At 33.9% G+C, this 19,971-nt stretch carries 17 protein-coding genes and 1 pseudogene; 7 read left to right on the forward strand and 11 right to left on the reverse strand.

All coding sequences use genetic code 11. The features are described 5' to 3' along the window. Nucleotides 1–105: 105 nt before the first annotated feature. The 7 genes from sppA to ABD935_RS10725 all read right to left on the reverse strand — a co-directional run bounded on the left by sppA (nucleotide 106) and on the right by ABD935_RS10725 (nucleotide 7,556). Nucleotides 106–1,869 (reverse strand): signal peptide peptidase SppA, encoded by a 1,764-nt coding sequence (gene sppA / locus ABD935_RS10695; RefSeq protein ID WP_345192026.1) that lies wholly within the window; start codon nucleotides 1,867–1,869, stop codon nucleotides 106–108. 2 nt (nucleotides 1,870–1,871) lie between these two features. Next, entirely contained in the window at nucleotides 1,872–2,948 is a 1,077-nt protein-coding gene (locus ABD935_RS10700) for an AMP-binding protein (protein ID WP_345192027.1), read from the reverse strand. After that, entirely contained in the window at nucleotides 2,945–3,910 is a 966-nt protein-coding gene (locus ABD935_RS10705; protein WP_345192028.1) for a CPBP family intramembrane glutamic endopeptidase, read from the reverse strand. The genes ABD935_RS10700 and ABD935_RS10705 overlap by 4 nt, the downstream gene beginning before the upstream one ends. A gap of 138 nt (nucleotides 3,911–4,048) precedes the next feature. Next, nucleotides 4,049–5,095 carry an o-succinylbenzoate synthase gene (locus tag ABD935_RS10710; RefSeq protein WP_345192029.1) on the reverse strand — a complete coding sequence of 349 codons (1,047 nt, stop codon included), beginning with the start codon at nucleotides 5,093–5,095 and terminating at the stop codon, nucleotides 4,049–4,051. Beyond that, nucleotides 5,096–5,773, reverse strand: a complete 678-nt coding sequence (locus tag ABD935_RS10715) for a metal-dependent hydrolase (RefSeq protein ID WP_345192030.1) — start codon at nucleotides 5,771–5,773, stop codon at nucleotides 5,096–5,098. Nucleotides 5,774–5,808: 35 nt separating this feature from the next. Further along, nucleotides 5,809–6,717, reverse strand: coding sequence for a 1,4-dihydroxy-2-naphthoate octaprenyltransferase (gene menA, locus ABD935_RS10720; RefSeq protein ID WP_345192067.1), 909 nt, complete (start codon nucleotides 6,715–6,717; stop codon nucleotides 5,809–5,811). Beyond that, nucleotides 6,717–7,556 carry a 1,4-dihydroxy-2-naphthoyl-CoA synthase gene (locus ABD935_RS10725; protein WP_345192031.1) on the reverse strand — a complete coding sequence of 280 codons (840 nt, stop codon included), beginning with the start codon at nucleotides 7,554–7,556 and terminating at the stop codon, nucleotides 6,717–6,719. Before ABD935_RS10725 ends, menA begins: the two co-directional genes overlap by 1 nt. Nucleotides 7,557–7,610: 54 nt before the next feature. Between ABD935_RS10725 and ABD935_RS16635 the strand changes: the two are divergent. Together ABD935_RS16635 and ABD935_RS16640 are read left to right on the forward strand one after the other, a co-directional pair. Then, nucleotides 7,611–7,850 (forward strand): annotated as a pseudogene (locus ABD935_RS16635) (C1 family peptidase); the annotation flags it as partial. A gap of 2 nt (nucleotides 7,851–7,852) precedes the next feature. Beyond that, nucleotides 7,853–8,143: a C1 family peptidase gene (locus ABD935_RS16640; protein WP_425550216.1), complete on the forward strand. Its 291-nt coding sequence runs from the start codon at nucleotides 7,853–7,855 to the stop codon at nucleotides 8,141–8,143. A 708-nt stretch (nucleotides 8,144–8,851) separates the two neighbouring features. Here the strand turns inward: ABD935_RS16640 and ABD935_RS10735 are convergent. Both ABD935_RS10735 and holA read right to left on the reverse strand, forming a co-directional pair. Next, the gene (locus ABD935_RS10735) at nucleotides 8,852–9,517 is read right to left on the reverse strand and encodes a uracil-DNA glycosylase (protein WP_345192032.1); all 666 of its coding nucleotides are present in this window, start codon (nucleotides 9,515–9,517) and stop codon (nucleotides 8,852–8,854) included. Nucleotides 9,518–9,530: 13 nt separating this feature from the next. Then, the gene (holA, locus tag ABD935_RS10740; protein ID WP_345192033.1) at nucleotides 9,531–10,535 is read right to left on the reverse strand and encodes a DNA polymerase III subunit delta; all 1,005 of its coding nucleotides are present in this window, start codon (nucleotides 10,533–10,535) and stop codon (nucleotides 9,531–9,533) included. A gap of 128 nt (nucleotides 10,536–10,663) precedes the next feature. On the opposite strand from holA, the gene ABD935_RS10745 reads away from it, so the two are divergent. The 3 genes from ABD935_RS10745 (at nucleotide 10,664) to ABD935_RS10755 (ending at nucleotide 13,138) form a co-directional block, all read left to right on the forward strand. Beyond that, complete coding sequence (locus tag ABD935_RS10745; RefSeq protein ID WP_345192034.1) at nucleotides 10,664–11,110, forward strand: type I restriction enzyme HsdR N-terminal domain-containing protein; 447 nt, start codon at nucleotides 10,664–10,666, stop codon at nucleotides 11,108–11,110. Between the two features lie 105 nt (nucleotides 11,111–11,215). Beyond that, the gene (locus ABD935_RS10750) at nucleotides 11,216–12,205 is read left to right on the forward strand and encodes a glycosyltransferase family 2 protein (protein ID WP_345192035.1); all 990 of its coding nucleotides are present in this window, start codon (nucleotides 11,216–11,218) and stop codon (nucleotides 12,203–12,205) included. Between the two features lie 93 nt (nucleotides 12,206–12,298). Continuing rightward, nucleotides 12,299–13,138: an OmpA/MotB family protein gene (locus ABD935_RS10755; protein ID WP_345192036.1), complete on the forward strand. Its 840-nt coding sequence runs from the start codon at nucleotides 12,299–12,301 to the stop codon at nucleotides 13,136–13,138. A gap of 477 nt (nucleotides 13,139–13,615) precedes the next feature. On the opposite strand, the gene ABD935_RS10760 is transcribed toward ABD935_RS10755, so the two are convergent. Together ABD935_RS10760 and ABD935_RS10765 are read right to left on the reverse strand one after the other, a co-directional pair. After that, entirely contained in the window at nucleotides 13,616–14,236 is a 621-nt protein-coding gene (locus tag ABD935_RS10760) for an L-threonylcarbamoyladenylate synthase (RefSeq protein ID WP_345192037.1), read from the reverse strand. An 11-nt stretch (nucleotides 14,237–14,247) separates the two neighbouring features. After that, nucleotides 14,248–16,596 carry an ATP-dependent helicase gene (locus tag ABD935_RS10765; RefSeq protein ID WP_345192038.1) on the reverse strand — a complete coding sequence of 783 codons (2,349 nt, stop codon included), beginning with the start codon at nucleotides 16,594–16,596 and terminating at the stop codon, nucleotides 14,248–14,250. A 235-nt stretch (nucleotides 16,597–16,831) separates the two neighbouring features. On the opposite strand from ABD935_RS10765, the gene ABD935_RS10770 reads away from it, so the two are divergent. Both ABD935_RS10770 and ABD935_RS10775 read left to right on the forward strand, forming a co-directional pair. Continuing rightward, nucleotides 16,832–18,103 carry an amidohydrolase gene (locus ABD935_RS10770; protein WP_345192039.1) on the forward strand — a complete coding sequence of 424 codons (1,272 nt, stop codon included), beginning with the start codon at nucleotides 16,832–16,834 and terminating at the stop codon, nucleotides 18,101–18,103. Nucleotide 18,104: 1 nt separating this feature from the next. Further along, complete coding sequence (locus tag ABD935_RS10775; RefSeq protein WP_345192040.1) at nucleotides 18,105–19,661, forward strand: FMN-binding glutamate synthase family protein; 1,557 nt, start codon at nucleotides 18,105–18,107, stop codon at nucleotides 19,659–19,661. Nucleotides 19,662–19,971: the final 310 nt, after the last annotated feature.

The following is a 19,971-nucleotide window of genomic DNA, read 5'->3' on the forward strand; positions in this document are numbered from 1 at the left end:
TGAAGAAATATGAATAATACTCCAATCCTTTTTAAAAATGAATAGTTTTTGGACTTACTTCTGAAAGTGCCTGACTGGTCTAAATTTATATGAATAAGATATCCCTTAATTAATCTCCGTTCCAAAAGGAAACATCAACTGAATTCCTTTTTTCTCAGACATGGCTTTAACTTTTTTAAGCATCATATAAGTGTCTTCCCCTAATTCCTCTTTTAAAATAGTTTCCTTAGCTTTTATTAAACCAAACTCTTCTAACATTTTATCAAGGTCTTTTTCAAAAATCGGAAATTCCTTTATTTTATAATCTTCAATTTCAGCAGCTTCAGAAGCACGTTGCAAGGCCAAATCCAATCCGCCTAATTCATCAACCAAACCAATATTTAGCGCATCAGTTCCTGTCCAGACGCGTCCTTGAGCAATAGCCTTAACATCGTCTTGTTTCATGTTTCGTCCTTCGGCAACTCGACTTGTAAATAACTCATAAATATCAGAAACACCTTCTTTTATAAAAGCACGTTGCTCATCATTTAAAGGTTCAAAAAAGCTATATGTCACTGCGTTTTTATTAGTAACCACTTGCTCTGCATTAATACCCATATTATCGGCTAATCCCTTACCATTCGGCAACATACCATATACACCAATACTTCCTGTAACGGTAGTTGGTTCCGCAATAATCTTATCGGCATTACATGCAATATAATATCCGCCAGAAGCTGCATAATTACCCATGGATACTATTACAGGTTTCACTTTTTTAGTCAGTTCTATTTCTCTCCAAATAAGCTCGCTAGCCAATGCACTGCCGCCAGGCGAGTTTACTCTTAACACAATGGCTTTTATTTTATCATCTTCCCGAGCATCTTCTAATGACCTATTCATGGTGCCTTGCCCAACGGCATTCTCATCACCTTCACCATAAATAATATCGCCTTCAGCATATATAACAGCAATTTTATTTTTACTGGAGTTTATAAGCAATTTAGTTGCAGTATGTTTTGCATAATCTTCAATAGTAATGGATTCTAAATCATCCTTTTCATCAACTCCTAAAGCATGTTTTAAAGCGTTTATATATTCATCATGATACCCAATTTTATCTATTAGATTAGATGATTTTGCCATGCTTGGATTTCTTGCAAGCAGACTGTCTGCTATGGTATTTAATCTATCTACTGGAATGTTTCGGCTGCTGGAAATATCTTGTTTCATGTCATTCCAAAGTGAATTTAAATACACCGAAATTTGCTCTCGGTTATTATCGCTCATTTCATTAGCTAGAAAAGGTTCTACGGCACTTTTATATTTCCCTAGCCTAACCACTTCCATTTTAACACCGGTTTTTTCTTGAAAATCTTTAAAGTATAAACGCTCAGAAGACAAGCCTTTAAACTCTAAAACACCTACAGGGTTTAAATAAACGGTATCTGCTACTGAACTTAAATAATAATCTTTTTGGGTATATATATCTGAATACGCTACAATGAATTTTCCTGACTCTTTAAATTTCAGTAAAGCACCTCTTAATGCTTTTGTTTGCGAAATCCCTGCATCAATAAAATGGTTTTCTATTGAAATACCTGTAATATTATCGTCAGTAGCCGCGTAATTTATAGCATCTATAATATTAAAAAGACCATTTTTTTTGGCTTCATTTAAAAACGGATATTCTGCAAATACTGTTTTTCCTGCATAGTCTTTAATGGGGAAATCCAAGGTTAATTCTAGAACAGAATTCGGTTTTACCTTAACAATATTATCTGAACCTCCTCCAAATAATACCCCTAAAACAATTAAGCCTAAAAAACAAATGGCCAAGAATACAAAGATTCCTGTTACAGTTGATAATACGCGTTTAATAAAATTCATAATTAAATATTTAATGCTTCTAAGGTATTCCTTCTATGAATCTTTCCCGATGCCGTAAGTTTAAAATTAGGAATGGCAATAATTTCTTTTGGCTTTTCGTACTTATCTAAGCAGTCAAAAATTGATGCATCCAAATTATTCTCTTTACTTTCTAAAACCAGTATTAATTTTTCTCCTAAAGCATCATCTAGTTTCGACGCAATAAAAAATTCTTCATCTATTTTACACCTAAGTTTTTTTTCAATGACCTCGGGGAAAAATTTAATACCTCCAGAATTTATTACATTATCACTGCGGCCCAACCATTGAAATTCATTTTGAGAATGAATTTCAACAACATCATTGGTAATAATTATTTCATCAGAAAGATGCGGGGCGTTAACTACCAAACAACCTCTATCATCTTGAGATACTGAAACATCTGGAAATGCTTTGAAATAAGAAGTTTCAATATTTTCTGAATCGCTAAAATTATTTAGTTTTTTTACAGCAATATGAGATACTGTTTCTGTCATTCCATAGGTTTCATAAACAACAGGTTTTTTATCTTTAATAGAGTCTATTATAGGTTTGGAAACTCGACCTCCCCCAACTATTACAGTTTTTATGCATTTCAAATACTTTGCAAAATTTTTAAGTTGCAAAGGCGTAAAGGCACAGAACTCATAGTCTTTTTCGTAATCTATTTGAGGAAGCCCAGTAGGTCCAACCATGTCTAATTCTAAACCTAAAACAATGGCTCTAACTATCATCATTTTTCCTGCAATAAAATTTGATGGCAAGCAATGCAGTACTTTACTACCTGGGTATAAATTAAAAAAATCACCTGTCGCTATAGCCGAATTTACCATAGCTTGTTTTTTAATCTTTATTTTTTTTGGCTTGCCAGTAGACCCCGATGTTTTGGCTATAACATAATCTTTATCATCCAGCCAATCGAGTAAAAAATTACCTAGTTCTTGTTGATAAGGAAAACCTTCTTTAACATAACTATATGCAATTTCCATAAGGTCTTCGTATTTGTAATTTAAACCGTCTAGTTTAAATTTTAAATGTACATTGGTGTAATTTGGTGTCATAATTCTTCTAAAATTTTATAATCTTCTGTTGGTGGTTCAACTATATTTCCTAATAATTTATCTTTCCAATTTGTCCAATTGTACTTTTTTGAAAGTATAAAAAGCAATATTGGAAACACTACAAAAACGGGAACAAATATTTCTTCAATCCCCATTTCTGATGGGTCTGATAAATCTTTTAATACTGAATGTGTTTGAAATGCTGTCCAGTCTGCTGTAACCAAAAGTGCAGTAAATAAATTGTTTGCTGCATGAAAACCAAGAGACAGTTCCAGACCTTCATCCATTAACGTCATAATACCTAAAAATAATCCTGTGCCTATATAGTAAACCATAATAACGGACCCCAATTTATCTACTTCTGGATTGGCAATGTGCAATAGCCCAAAGACTAGAGATGTTAATATTAACGGCACCCATTTATTTTTCACCAAAACACCTATACCCTGCATTAAATAGCCTCTAAACAAATACTCTTCAAAACTGGTCTGTAAAGGCACTAAAAGAATGGCAATAACGCAAAGCATTAAAAACGGAACTAATTGAAAGTTTAGCTCATAATCTTCTGGTGCCATATAATAATCAAGCAAAACAATTCCACTTGATACAATGCCCCAAATAAAGAATATAAACCAAAATCGTTTCCAATCGATTTTTTTTCTAGTAGTTGTTAAATGTGTTATAGATTGTTTGTGTAAATATTTAACTGCTAATAGGAGCGCTAAAAGACCTCCTGCAAAGGGCAATAAGACGAATACCAAATTTAAATTAGGATCAAACAAGGACATCATATAATTAGTATCCTGCATTTGAGACAAATCTACATTACCAATTGCCGTTTCAACACCTATAGCAATCATGTGTGGCATAGAGAAAATAACAACACCAATAATGGCAATTATTACACCAACTATGTAACGCCACCAATCGTGCAAAACATTAAAAACTTGAGTTATATACATAACTTATAAATTAATTCCGATTTTAGTTCGGAATGACAATTATTAATTTGAAGCAACACTTTTAATGTTGCATATTGAACTCATTTAAACTTTTTTAATTGGCTGTAAAATGATATTTTTCGCTTCAATCCAAAAAGTTTAAATGAGTTCATTACCTAAATTCCAATTAACATTTTTACGGTATTGCAATGTACCATTTTTTACTTGTAATGGGCTTTCAAAATTGTTGAAAAATAAACCTCCGGTTCCAAGTCCTTGTAGCAAACTACTGTTTTTTGTGTATGTATATTGCGCTATGGCATTTAGCCCAATATTACTTTCTAAAGCACTGGTTATCCACCATCCCATATTTTGTTTTTCTGCAATGTCAATCCATTCGTTACTTCCACAAAAACCTGCAACCAAACTAGGTTTTAAAATGATGTATTGTGGATTAATAGTTTGTAGCAATTCTTGCTTTTTTGTTACAGAAAAGACCCCAATTAATTCTTCATCTAAAGCAATAGGTAAAGGTGTATTTTCACATAAAGCGGCCATGTCTTGAAATTGACCTTGTTTTATGGGTTGTTCTATGGAATGTAAATCAAATTCAGACAATATTTTTAATTTTTCCAAAGCTTCGGATGGATGAAATGCACCATTGGCATCCACACGCAATTCGATATCTTTTGATGTGAATTGGTTTCTGATGGATTTTAGAAGGTTAATTTCTTGCTGAAAATCAATGGCTCCAATTTTCATTTTAATACAATTGAAACCAGCTTCAATTTTGTCTTTAATTTGCTGTTTCATGAAAGCTTCTGACCCCATCCAAATTAGTCCGTTTATTGGGATTGAATCTTCACTTTGTGTAAATTTAGAAGGAAACAACTCAAACATACTAGGGCTTTCCAGAGATTTAAAAGCGGTTTCTAAACCAAACTGAATACTTGGGAACGCCATCAACTCTGCCAATAATTCTTCTAAACCTAAATTAATATTTCTACAAACCCATTTAAGTTTTTCTTCATAATCCGGTCTATCATCAACTGAAAGCCCTCTAAAAAGTCCACATTCACCAATGCCTTTTTTGCCTTCAGCATTTAAAATAAGAAACCACGTTTCTTTAGTTTTTAAAACCCCTCGAGATGTTCCGCTAGCTTGCTTGAAGTTAAGAATGTACTTTTTATATGATGCTGATATCATTTATAATTCAATAAAATCACCAATTTTCAAAAGCATTAAATCTTTATCTTTTTCAAAGAATTTTCGCTTTGCGACTTCATGGTCTATTTCTATATAGCCAAACGTATCGTAGTGATAGCCTAAAACTTTGTCGCATTCAATAAAATCACTGGCTAGAATAGCGTCATCAATCCCCATTGTAAAATTATCGCCAATAGGCAAAATAGCTAAATCTAATTTTGTTTGAAGCGGAATAAGTTTCATATCAAAAGTCAATGCCGTATCTCCAGCTATATAAATATTTTTATGTTCGCCTTCAATTACAAAACCTCCGGGTTGCCCACCATAACTTCCATCAGGAAAAGAAGAGGTGTGAATTGCATTTACATATTTAACAGAACCAAATTCAAAATCCCATGTTCCGCCATGATTCATAGGGTGGCCTTCAAACCCAAGGTTTGTGTAATGCGTAACTATTTCATAATTTGAAATGATAACGGCGTTAGTTCTTTTAGCAATAGCCTCGACATCTACAATATGATCTTGATGTGCATGTGTAACGAGAATATAATCGGCTTTAAGAGTATCAATATTAATTTCTGAAGCTTTTGGATTGGCTGAAATAAATGGGTCTACAAGTATATTAACATCGTTAATTTGAATCCCTAAACTGGCATGTCCGTAAAATGTGATTTTCATGTTTAAAAATTTAAAGTTTTAGAATGCTAAATTTACTAAAATGGCAGTAAATGTCCAATCCCTATTAAGATTGCTAATAATACTGTAGTTAGCGCTAATTTTTTTAATTCAGGGTCCAGCAATTTAGGATCTGAATTATTATTTGTTTTTTTTAGGTGAATTAATAAAGGAACATATGCTAAAACAAAAATTAAATTATAAGGTGAGGTATAATATAATATACCAAATAAGCCAGATAAAACTATAGCAGATATAATAAGTATAATATGATAGATTTTTGCTTTGTTTTTACCAAGTTTTACAGCCAAAGTGATCTTATTAGACTTTTTATCCGAATCTAAATCGCGCATATTATTAAGGTTTAAAACCGCTGCACTTAGCAACCCAATGGTACACGCTGGCAAAAAAGTGACGTGATCTACCTGCTTAGCAAACAATACATAGCACCCTATAACACTTACCAATCCGAAAAAAATAAAAACAAAAACATCCCCTAAACCTCTGTAACCGTAAGCATTACTCCCTATAGTATAGCGCATCGCGGCAATTACAGATCCTATTCCGATTCCGAAGAAAATAAGCGTTAGAAAAAAATGTTTGACTCCAAAGGCCGTAAAAACAAGCATGAATGCTAGTCCAATTGAAATCAAAATATTCATTTTGATAGCGTTAAATAACTCCTCTGGAGAAATTTGTCCAGACTGTACGGCGCGTTCAGGACCAATTCTATCATCATTATCAATACCCTTTACTCCATCGCCGTAATCATTAGCAAAGTTAGAAAGTATCTGAAAACTCAAAGTAGTTAAAATAGCCAATGTACAAACATCCCAACTAAAAACGCCGTTATAATACGCTAAGCATGAAGCTAATATAATTCCAGATATTGATAATGGAAGCGTTCGTAAACGCATTGCGGAAATCCAAATAGAAATTTTGTTCATCAAGGGATCCATTTTTTATCAAAGTTAGGCTTGCGCTTTTCAAGGAAAGCATTTCGTCCTTCTTTTGCTTCATCTGTCATATAGGCTAAACGGGTAGCTTCACCTGCAAAAACTTGTTGTCCCACCATGCCATCATCAGTTAAATTCATGGCAAATTTCAACATCTTTATTGACGTTGGGGATTTTGCTAATATTTCTTGAGCCCATTCGTAAGCCGTGTTTTCAAGATCTTCATGAGGTATAACCGCATTAACCATTCCCATATCAAAAGCTTCTTGTGCTGAGTAATTTCTTCCTAGAAAAAAGATTTCACGGGCTTTTTTCTGCCCTACCATTTTTGCTAAATAGGCAGAACCATAACCGCCATCAAAACTAGTAACATCGGCATCGGTTTGTTTAAAAATGGCATGTTCCTTACTTGCTAAAGTTAAATCGCAAATGACATGCAAACTATGTCCGCCGCCTACTGCCCATCCTGGAACTACGGCTATTACCGCTTTTGGCATAAAACGGATTAAACGCTGAACTTCTAATATATTTAAACGATGGTAACCGTCTTCTCCAACATAACCTTGGTGACCACGAGCTTTTTGATCGCCACCACTGCAAAACGAATATACACCATCTTTAGTTGAAGGACCTTCAGCAGAAAGCAAAACAACACCAATATTTACATCTTCATTGGCATCATAAAAGGCATCGTATAATTCGCTTGTTGTTTTTGGTCTAAATGCATTTCTAACGTTAGGTCTATTAAATGCTATTCTAGCCACGCCATTGCACTTTTTATAAGTGATATCTTGGAATTCTTTAACGGTAACCCAATTTGGTTGTTCCATTTTATTTATTTTAGTCAAAAATAAATTTTATTTCATTAAAACACTTACTTCAATATGAAAAATAATATTTTCCTATTCGTTTTTATCCTTATCGCTTTTGCTAGTAATTCTCAATCTTATGAGTTTAAAACGGTTATAGATATAGAAGCTACACCCGTTATTAGTCAAGGCAAAACGGGAACATGTTGGAGTTTTTCAACATCTTCTTTTTTAGAAAGCGAAATTATTAGGCTTACAGAAAGAAAAAATGATTTATCTGAAATGTACTCTGTCCGTAACAGATACCCGAAAAAACCTTGGAATTAAGTTATAGGACTACAGATGACCATTTAATACATATAACAGGCCATGTAAAAGACCAAAACAACAACACCTATTACAAAGTTAAAAACTCTTGGGGCAGTGAATCAGAAAGGGTTACTAATGGTGGTTGCTTGTATATGAGTCAAGCTTATTTTAAAATGAAAATGATTTCTATAACTATTCATAAAGATGCTCTTCATCAAAAACTGCCTAACCTTTTGATGAAACAACAAAAATACTTACACATTTTTAAATATGTAGTAAAAATAAAAAATAAGGATTAGTGCGTATTGTCATACTCATTTTATTTGTTAATTTTGTTAATAATTTTTTGTTAAAATTAAATTTTGTTGACAAATAGTGTGTTTTAACGAAAAAATATGTATTTTGTCGAAAATTTAAACCCCAACGCCTATGTTGTTAACAATTACTTTCTCTATTTCTGCTCTTGTAATCATTAATTTGTTGCTATTAAAGTTTAGTTGTAATAAAACTGTAAAAACGACAAAAATGGATAAAAAGCCTGTTATTCTAAGATCATTTACCTCCACTGAATCTGGGGCTGAAATTCTGGCTCCAACCGGTAGTTAGAAAATTTATTTTTTTAAATAATGTCTTCAAAGCAATGATCTTTAAGGTATAAGGTATGGAGATATAATTCTTTGGTGTTTTAATTTTTATGGTTTTTGGGTAAAAAACGTCTTGAATATTTTAGGGACTAGTTTTAATTCACTTGTTATTCATCGTTTTACATAATTACAATAATGAATTCATGAATCTTTCAATTTCATGGGAATAACAATTTAAACGGAGAAGATTAGAACTATTTTTTCAATTAAAAATGACTTATTAAAACCTTTTTGGACCTTAAACACTAATATTTTCACACTATGATGTTTATATATTTTATTATTCTTGTATTGTTTTTTATTGCAGCCCTTACTTTTTCAGTACATATTTATAACAGAAACAAAAACGGTTAAACTTTTTTACTACCAATTTATTTTCTTCTCTCCATTATCTTCCAACCAAATATTGGCATCACTAAAACTCTTATTTCCGAACCAATACCCTCTATTTGCACTTAAGGGCGAAGGATGCCCCGAAGTCAATACTTTATGTTTTTGATTATCAATTAACTTTATTTTTTTCTTGGCAAAACCACCCCAAAGTAGGAATACAACACCTTGTTTTTGGTCACTAATTATTTTAATGATTGCATCTGTAAAAATTTCCCAACCCTTCTTTTGATGGCTTGCCGCTTGATGTGCTCTTACTGTTAAGGTTGCATTTAACAACAATACTCCTTGACTTGCCCAACGTATTAAATTACCGCTTTTAGGATATGGAATTCCTAAATCTAATTCAATTTCTTTAAATATATTGATTAACGACGGCGGGTGTTTAATCCCTTCATTTACAGAAAAACATAATCCATTAGCTTGTCCGTGGTCATGATATGGATCTTGACCAATAATAACTACCTTAACATCTTCAAAATGACAATGATTAAACGCATTAAAAATCTGGTTTCTAGGTGGGAAACAAGTATGTTTATTATATTCAGACTTAACAAAACCTGTTAAATCATTAAAATATTGTTTATTTAGCTCTTGTTCTAAATAAGGTTTCCAGCTTTTGTGAATATCGAAACTCATATTGAACATAAAATTAGTTTAGAATTCTAACCAATAATTCCTTTAACAAATCACCTTGTGGCACAGCATTAGAACCAACACCTTTGCTTTTTACATCAAATTCTCTCAAGGTAGATACCACACTACTCACTTTACGCATCGGGTAATTTCGTGCCGCAGTAATATACTCATTAACAAAATAAGGATTCACCTTTAAAGCAGAAGCAACACTTCTTGGAGATTTATCATTTAATCCATGAAAATGAAGTAATTGCGAGAAAAAATTAAACAATAATGATACCGTTACCACCATTGGGTTATCCTTGGGGTTCTCAGCAAAATAATTAACTATTTTGTGCGCTTTAATGGTATTCTTTTCACCTATTGCTTTGCGCAATTCAAAATTATTGTAGTCTTTACTTATGCCTATGTTTTCTTCTATATGATCAGGCGAAATTTGAGTCCCTTTTGGTAAAATAATCTGAAGCTTTTCTAATTCATTATTTATTTTACTTAAATCTGTTCCTAAAAATTCCACAAGCATTTGTGCGGCTTTTGGCGAAATGGTATAGTTTTTTGGAGATAATACGCGACGAATCCAATCGGCTACTTGGTTTTCATAAAGCTTTTTACTCTCATAAACTACGCCTGTTTTTTTAAGTGTTTTATAAAGTGTTTTACGCTTATCAATTTTTTTGTACTTATAATTCAGAACCAAAACCGTTGTTGGCTGAGGATTTTCGGCATATTTAGCCAATTTCTCAATGGTGCGGGATAAATCTTGAGCTTCTTTAACAATAACGACCTGATGCTCTGCCATCATGGGGTATCGCTTTGCATTACCTACAATATCTTCAACAGTTACATCGCGTCCATACAACACCATTTGATTAAAACCGCGTTCCTCTTCAGCTAAAACAGTAGCTTCAATAAAATCTGAAATCTTATCAATATAGTAAGACTCTTCACCCATTAAAAAGTATATGGGTTTTAATTTACCATTCTTTATATCTGTAACCAATTGTTTTACTTCGTCCAAATCCTCTTAAAATTTTCAAATTGCAAGCACTAAATTCCATGTATATAAGTACAAATTTGGAATTTGGTATTTAGAAATTGTGATTTATCATTTTGTAGTTTAACTTTGAAAAAATAAACATCATCACATTGCAAGACCTTAATTTTCCAAAGTATTCCTTTCGATTCAAAAATAGCGAAAATAAAGTTTCCATTTTCGATAGTATTCGTAAAAAATTTGTGATTTTACAACCCGAAGAATGGGTGCGCCAACATAGTATCCAATATTTAATTGAAGAAAAAGGATATCCTAAATCCTTAATTAATATTGAAAAAGAACTGACTATTAACACATTAAAAAAGCGATATGATATTGTGGTTTTTAACCCAGATGGAAGTATTCATTTAATAGTAGAATGTAAAGCGCCTAGAATTAATATTAATCAAGACACATTCGACCAAATAGCCCGTTATAATTTAGAGTTAAACGCCTCCTATTTAATGGTTACTAACGGATTAAATCATTATTATTGCCAAATGGATTTTGAAAATGAAAAGTATCGGTTTTTAAAAGACATTCCAGGGTATAGTAGATAGTATTCAGCTTACAGTCGCAGTCGCAGTCGCAGTCGCATAAAAGTAAAAAGAGTTATTAATTAAGAAAGATTAACACATAAACTTTTAAAATATATAAACTAAAAATTGAACATAGCCATCGTCATATTAAACTGGAATGGAAAAAAACTATTAGAACAGTTTTTACCTTCAGTTATTAAGTATTCAAAAGAAGCGCGTATCTATCTGGCAGATAATGCTTCTACAGATAATTCTGTTTCTTATGTAAAAGCCACATATCCATCAATAAAGATTATTCAAAACAAAGAAAATGGCGGATATGCTAAAGGTTATAATGATGCATTGCAACATATTGAAGCTGACATATTTTGCCTTTTAAATAGCGATGTAGAAGTTACAAAAAACTGGCTTGTTCCCATTATAGAAGTATTCAAAAAAAATCAGAATACTGCTATTATCCAACCTAAATTATTAGATTTCAAAAAGAAAGATTACTTTGAGTATGCTGGAGCCGCTGGAGGTTTTATTGATAAGTTTGGCTATCCATATTGTCGAGGTAGAATTTTTAATACCATTGAAAAAGATACCGGACAATACAATGATATTTTCGAAATATTTTGGGCATCTGGAGCTTGCCTTTTCATCAGAAGTGAAGTTTTTAAAGCACTAAATGGCCTAGATGAACTTTACTTTGCGCATATAGAAGAAATAGACTTATGTTGGCGTGCCAAAAATTTAGGCTATTCTATTAAATACGTTGGATATTCGGAAGTTTATCATGTAGGCGGCGCTACTTTAAATGCCTTAAACCCTAAAAAAACATTTCTTAATTTTAGAAATAGCCTATTCGCCCTTACCAAAAACGCAAATGGGGTTTTGTTTTCACTTATATGTATTCGCCTAGTTTTAGATGGCATTGCAGGAGTAAAGTTTTTATTGGAATTTAAACCTAAACACACCTTAGCAGTCATAAAAGCACATTTTAGTTTTTACTTTTACTTAAATCGTTTATTAAAAAAACGAAAAGCAATAAAAAATAAAATAAAATACTATCAAAGAACATCTATAGTATTCGATTATTTCGTAAATAAAAAAACGAATTACAAAAGTTTATAACTCGTTAGTAAAAGTTTTGTTAAAATGTTGAAAACTACTGATTTTTATATACTTTTGTGCAAATTAACAAGAAAAATTAATCCTTAAATAATTATGAAAAAAGTTTTATTACTTAGTGTATCTGCCATGTTATTATTAAGTTCATGTGTAACTAAAAAACAATTTACAGATCTTCAAGCAAAACAAAAAGAAACTCAAGATTTACTTAACTCTGCAACTGTAAAATTAAATTCTTGTTTAGAGGATAGAGCATCTGCAACAGCTAGAGCAAAAGCACTAGAAGAGCAAGTAGTGGATTTACGTAAAAGTAATGACAATTTAACAATTTTGTCATCTAAAGGTGCTAGTAATGTTGAGAAAACATTAGAGAGCATCAAAGAAAAAGAACTTAAAATTACACGCTTACAAGACGCACTTACTCAAAAGGATAGTGTAACTTTAGCTTTAGTAACAAGCTTAAAACGTGAAGTTGGCATAAATGACCCAGATATTGAAGTGAATGTTGAAAAAGGTGTAGTATTCATTTCTATTGCCGATAAATTATTATTCCAAAGCGGTAGCTACAATGTAACAACAAAAGCTAAAGATGTCTTGGCAAAAGTGGCTAAAGTAGTAAATAGCAAGCCAGATTTTGAATGCATGATAGAAGGTCACACCGATAGTAGATCATACGAAAAAGGCGTATTATTAGATAACTGGGATTTAAGTGTAAAACGTTCTACATCTATTATTAGAGTATTACAAGAACTTGGTGTTAACCCAGGACAGTTAATTGCTGCAGGTCGTAGTTCTTATGTGCCATTAGTAGATAACGATACAGCAGAAAATAGAGCAAAAAACAGACGTACACGTGTTGTTGTGTTGCCAAAAATCGATCAGTTTTATGACATGATTGAAAAAGAAATGAAAACCCTTGCAGCTGGTGGTAACTAAGCAGTATTTTAAATAAACATAAATGAAGCTCAACTGGAAGGTTGGGCTTTTTTTTTGGATTAAACTTTTATTTGGGCGGTTACCCAAAGGGTCAGGCTTTCGGCAGTCACTTCCCAATAAAAATTGGGCGAGCTCGAACAAAGTCTCAATCCTTAACGCTAGCTTGCCGTTTTGTTATATGCTTTCAACTAAACACTTATGCAATCGGAGAGGCTCAGAGCGCTACAATTGTGAATTGATTTAGCTCCGATGAACCTCGAAACTTAAGTTTTTTTTATAGATTATTTATACGAGCTCATGCAATTGCTTAAACCCACGTTTGTGATTTAGGTTTCAAATTGCATTTTTACGTATGGATTCACAAGAAAGCCTGTTGCGTCATCTTTCCTGTCTGAGTTGTGAATTCAATTTCATGAGGTTGCCACGTCTTACTGTTTAGCATTGACAGTTCCAACTAACAACTACTATTTGACAAACCTAAAAAATCTCCAAATCCCCCTTACCTTCTCTAAGAACAACCGGTTCACCTTCAGATAAATCTATAACGGTAGAGGGTTCGTTATCGCCATAACCACCATCTATTACTAAATCTACCAGATTACCCCATTTTTCAAGAATGAGTTCTGGGTCTGTGGTATACTCTATAACTTCATCATCATCATGGATAGAAGTTGATATAATAGGGTTTCCAAGTTTCCTTACAATCTCCAAAGCAATGTTATTATCTGGCACACGAATACCAACTGTCTTTTTCTTTTTAAAAGGGTTTGGTAACGATTTACCTCCAGGAAGAATAAAGGTATAAGGCCCTGGAAGCGCACGCTTCAATATTTTAAAAACCGACGTATCAATTTGCTTCACGTAATCACTTAAATTACTAAGGTCGTGACAAACAAACGAAAAATTTGCTTTTTCTAATTTAACTTGTTTAATTCTAGCCACACGCTCTAAGGCTTTTAAATTGGTAATATCACAGCCTAAACCATAAACGGTATCGGTAGGATAAATTATAAGTCCACCACGTTTTAGAATAGCCACGGCCTTTTCAACCTGCTTAGGATCTGGATTCTCTTCATAAATTCTAATAAATTCTGCCATAATATCAACTTTTACCCAACAACCTCCAACTTAGCAAAACGCAATAACAACTTTTTAACACCGCCATGCTGAAAATTAATTTCAGCTTTAACATCGCCGCCTGTACCTTCAATTTTCATGACTTCTCCTGTTCCAAAACGGATATGCTTAACAATATTGCCAACAACCAGTTTACTATCAAATAGATTCGTGTTGCCGTTAGTTTTTGTAACTGGCTTTAAGTTTTTATGCGTTGTTACTTCGAACTTTTCAGGTTCTTTTTTCGTTACATTTCCTTTTTTAAATACAGGTTTTTTAGCTGGTTTGTATCTAATTTTATTCGGATTTATTTGAGCGGTTTCTGGGTCGCCAAAAATATCAGCAGACAGCATCGGGTTGAATCGACGTTCTTCAATAGGCGTTACAATATCTAAATACTGCTCGTCTATTTCTTCAATAAAACGGCTAGGTTCAGAATCTACTAATTTTCCCCAACGGTAACGGGATAAAGCATACGTTAAATAAGCTTGCTTTTCGGCACGTGTTAATGCTACATAAAACAAACGGCGCTCCTCCTCTAGTTCGCTACGGGTATTCATACTCATAGCGCTCGGGAATAAATCTTCTTCAAGCCCAACAACAAACACCGTTGGAAACTCCAGCCCTTTCGCTAAATGTATAGTCATTAACGCGACGTGGTCAGCATCACCTTTATCGGCGTCTAAATCCGTTGCCAAAGCCACATCCTCTAAAAATTCAGCCAAAGAACCCGTAGTATCAGCAATTTCCTTTTGTCCTTCAACAAAATCCTTCATACCATTTAAAAGCTCTTCAATATTTTCCATTTTAGCAACACCTTCTGGCGTACCATCTTTATTGAACTCTTTTATTAAACCCGTGGTTCTTGTAACATGTTCTGCCAATTCAAAAACATCGGCAGTTTGATTTAATACTTGAAAACTTTCAATGAGCGTAACAAAATTTTGAAGTTTGGTTTTGGTTCCTGAATTAATCTTAACATCGGTTTTATCGATATTTTTCATCACTTCAAAAATTGTTCGATTATAACCATTGGCCGAAACAATCAATTTATCGACTGTAGTTTGCCCAATACCACGAGGCGGGAAATTAATAACACGCTTTAAGGCTTCCTCATCCGCAGGATTAATAATTAAACGCAAATAAGACAATACGTCTTTAATTTCTTTTCGTTGATAAAATGATAAGCCGCCATAAATCCTATACGGGATATCACGCTTTCGCAACGCATCTTCAATAGACCGCGACTGTGCATTGGTTCTGTATAAAATAGCAAAATCGCTGTTTTTTAACTGGTTTTGCATTTTATTCTCCCAAATGGTACTGGCTACATAACGCCCTTCATCTCCATCTGTTAAAGAGCGATGTACTTTTACTTTTTCGCCTTCATCATTGGCTGTCCAAACTATTTTTTCAAGTTTCGTTTCGTTTTTATCAATAATAGAATTCGCAGCATTGACTATATTTTTAGTTGAACGGTAATTCTGTTCCAATCTAAATTCTTTTACATCATCATAATCCTTCTGAAAATTCAGAATATTATTAATGTTAGCACCACGGAACGCATAAATACTCTGTGCATCATCCCCTACTACGCAAATGTTCTGAAACTTATCAGACAACGCTCTCACAATTAAATATTGCGAGTGGTTGGTATCCTGATACTCATCAACCAAAATATATTTAAAACGGTTTTGGTATTTCATTAAAACCTCAGGAAACCGCGTTAACAGTTCATTGGTTTTCAACAATAAATCATCAAAATCCATAGCGCCAGCTTTAAAACATCGGTCTACATATGCTTTGTAAATATCGCCCATACGAGGGCGCCTTGCCATAGCATCCGCCTCCTTAAGTTCTGGGTTTTGAAAATAAGCGCGTACGGTAATCAAACTGTTCTTATATGAAGAAATTCTAGAGCGCACTTGCTTATACTTATAAATATCTTTATCAAGTTGCAATTCTTTGATAATAGAAGCAATCAGTCTATCAGAGTCTTGAGTATCGTAAATCGTGAAATTACTTGGGTAGCCTAATCTATCTGCCTCAATACGCAAAATTTTAGCAAACACCGAGTGAAATGTACCCATCCATAAATTCTTAGCCTCACTTGTACCAACAATACCAGCAATACGTTCCTTCATTTCGCGAGCCGATTTATTAGTAAACGTTAGGGATAATATATTAAAAGGGTCAATACCCTTACTCATCATATAAGCAATACGATAGGTAAGCACACGCGTTTTTCCAGAACCAGCGCCTGCAATAATAATCATGGGGCCATCAATTTGAATAGTTGGCTCTAATTGGGCTTCATTTAATTGGCTTAAATACTTTTCCAAATCATCTTCAATTTTATCACGTGAAAATAGCGATTGTTATGCTTTTATTGAAGTGTAATTCATAATAATTATAAACAATTAACACTTATATTATGCTTTAGTATATTTTGAATATCTTTAATGTTGAAAAAATTTCATCTTTCTTATGAAACATCCATAACTAAATTTCGATACCCAAGGAAATGATTAAATGGATGTTACATGTTACCAATAAAAAAACAATAAATATAAACACATGAAACACCTCATATTTCTATTTTCTTTCTTTGGAATAATTAATTCTTACGGACAGCATAATTTAGAAAAACAATATATTGATATTGAATCTAAAGTCATAGAATGGCGACGCGATTTTCATCAAAATCCAGAACTATCAAATAGAGAGTTTAAAACTGCCGAAAAGATTGCAGGGCATTTAAAATCTTTAGGTTTAGAGGTTAAAACTGGCGTAGCGCATACAGGAGTGGTTGCCATATTAAAAGGACATGCATTAGGAAAAGTGATTGCTTTAAGAGCAGATATTGATGCACTTCCAGTTACTGAACGCAACGATTTACCTTTTAAAAGTAACATAAAAACCACATTTTTAAATACAGAAACCGGAGTAATGCATGCTTGTGGACATGATGCACATGCTGCCATTTTAATGGGCGTTGCAGAAGTACTTTCAAAAAACAAAGACAAGATTAAAGGTACTGTAAAATTCATTTTTCAACCTGCCGAAGAAGGTCCTCCTCCAGGTGAAGAAGGCGGTGCAAAGCTCATGATAAAAGAAGGTGTTTTAGAAAACCCTAAAGTAGATGCTATTTTTGGCTTGCATATTCGTTCAGGGGTTGACGTTGGACAAATTCATTATAAACCAGGTGGTGCTATGGCTGCTGTAGAACGTTTTACGATTAATGTAAAAGGAAAGCAAACCCATGGCTCGGAACCATGGCTTGGTGTGGACCCCATTTTAATTTCAGCTAAAATTATTGATGGCTTACAAACTATTATCAGTCGGGAATCTGAATTAATTAATGAAGCTGCTGTAATTAGTGTTGGAAAAATTACTAGCGGTGTCCGCTTTAATATTATTCCTGAAAGTGCCGAACTCATTGGAACGGTTAGAACTTTAGACCCCAATATGAAAGTTCATATTATGAAACGCATGAAAGCTATGACCGAAACCATTGCTAAAGCTTACGGTGGAGAAGCAACTATTAGATTTGAAAATTTTACAGCCGTTACTTATAATAATCATAGTTTAGTTTCTCAAATGCTACCTGCATTAGAGCGTGCTGCTGGAAAAGAAAATGTTACACAAATAAAAGCAGAAACTATCGGAGAAGACTTTTCCTATTACCAAGAAAAAATACCTGGGTTTTATTTTTATTTGGGTGGAAAACCAGAAAACGCAACCAAAACACCACTGCATCATACGCCAGATTTTTTAATTAATGAAAGCGGATTGCTTCTTGGTGTAAAAGCATTAACACAAATAACTTTTGACTTTTTAAACAACTAAAATGGACATCATATTGGATTTTTTAACGAACATCTCTTGGTGGGGATGGATTTTAATAGTTTTAGCAGGTGTTGCCATTCGCGATATCTTTTTTCAGAAAGCGCACACAATTAGCCATAATTACCCAATTGTTGGTCATTTACGCTATTGGTTAGAAAGCATTGGCCCGGAAATGCGCCAGTATTTTGTGGCAAACAACAGAGAAGAGTTGCCTTTTAATAGGATAGAACGCGGTTGGATTTATGCCTCTGCTAAAAAAGAAAACAATTACGAGGGTTTTGGTACCGATCGAGATATTTATGCCCATCAACACATTTTTGTTAATAATGCGATGATGCCCTATAAAATAGCTGACAACCATCCGAACAAAATAGACAAAACCTTTTTGCCATGTGCCAAAGTGATGGGCGAATTCAACAAACGTAAAAGACCATATCGTCCAGCATCAGTTATTAATGTGTCTGCCATGAGTTTTGGATCGCTTTCAGCAAAAGCCGTTGAGTCCTTAAACAAAGGTGTTAAAATAGCATGCGCCTACCACAATACTGGCGAAGGCGGTCTATCCCCGTACCATAGTCATGGTGGCGATGTCGTGTTTCATTTTGGAACAGGATATTTTGGGGTTCGAGCTGATGACGGCGGATTTTCCATGGAAAAAATGGTAAAACTTGTTAACGACAATCCGTTTATAAAAGCCATAGAGGTCAAGTTATCCCAAGGTGCCAAACCAGGAAAAGGTGGTGTCTTACCAGCAGCAAAAATCACCAAAGAAATTGCTAAAATCAGAGGGGTTGAAGTTGGCAAGGATGTACTTTCCCCACCAAACCACAAAGCGTTTTCCAATGTTCCAGAAATGGTTGATTTTATTGAAAAAATAGCAGAAGCTACGGGTTTGCCAGTAGGCATTAAAGCGGCTATTGGTAAATTAGAACAATGGGAAGAGCTTGCCGATATCATGAAAAAAACTGGAAAAGGTCCAGACTTCATTACGGTTGATGGTGGCGAAGGCGGAACAGGTGCAGCACCGCCTAGTTTTGCAGACCATGTATCCTTACCTTGGGTATATGGCTTTAGCGATTTATACTGCCTTTTTAAAGACAAAGGCCTGTCCGAACGCATTGTATTTATAGGAAGTGGTAAACTTGGATTTCCTGCCAAAGCCGCCATGGCATTTGCTATGGGTGCCGATTGTATTAATGTGGCGCGAGAAGCTATGATGAGTATTGGCTGTATTCAGTCTCAAGTATGCCATACAAACCGTTGTCCAAGTGGCGTGGCTACGCAAAGTAAATGGCTGCAAAATGGCATTGACCCTACTCTAAAATCGGAACGTTTAGCACAATATTTTAAAACTTTTAGAAAAGAATTTATCGAAATCACCCATGCCGCAGGATATGAACACCCATGCCAATTTAAAATGAGTGATATTGAAATAAATGTAGATGACCACAATCTTTCAAAAGAATTGAGCCGAACTTATATGTATAATAAAACTCCTGTTCCCTTTACCAGTATGCAAACTTTAAAAGATTGTTCGTATTTAGGAGGTGTTTATTAGTTTTTAGTCGCAGTCACAGTTTTCAGTTATTTACGTTTAATATTGCACTTTTTTTGGGCGCAACCACAAGGGTCGGGCTATACGCTACAAGTCCTCGCTTCCCCGAAAAAAATCGGGTCGCTGTGGGCTTTCCTCTACTATCCCTTGCGCGCTTCTCCCAGCTTTAGCCCATAACTATTAACGTAAGTTCTACCTAAAAATGTGTGTTTTTGGGATAAAAGCTAATAGTATAGACATTTGTCACCTTAAGCCCTTCGTCTCCGCTCAGAATAAACTAAAGTCGAAAGGTCTCGAAAAATCAAAAAATTTC

The organism is Algibacter agarivorans, assembly GCF_039543245.1.
In the GTDB taxonomy this organism is placed as follows: domain Bacteria; phylum Bacteroidota; class Bacteroidia; order Flavobacteriales; family Flavobacteriaceae; genus Algibacter_G; species Algibacter_G agarivorans.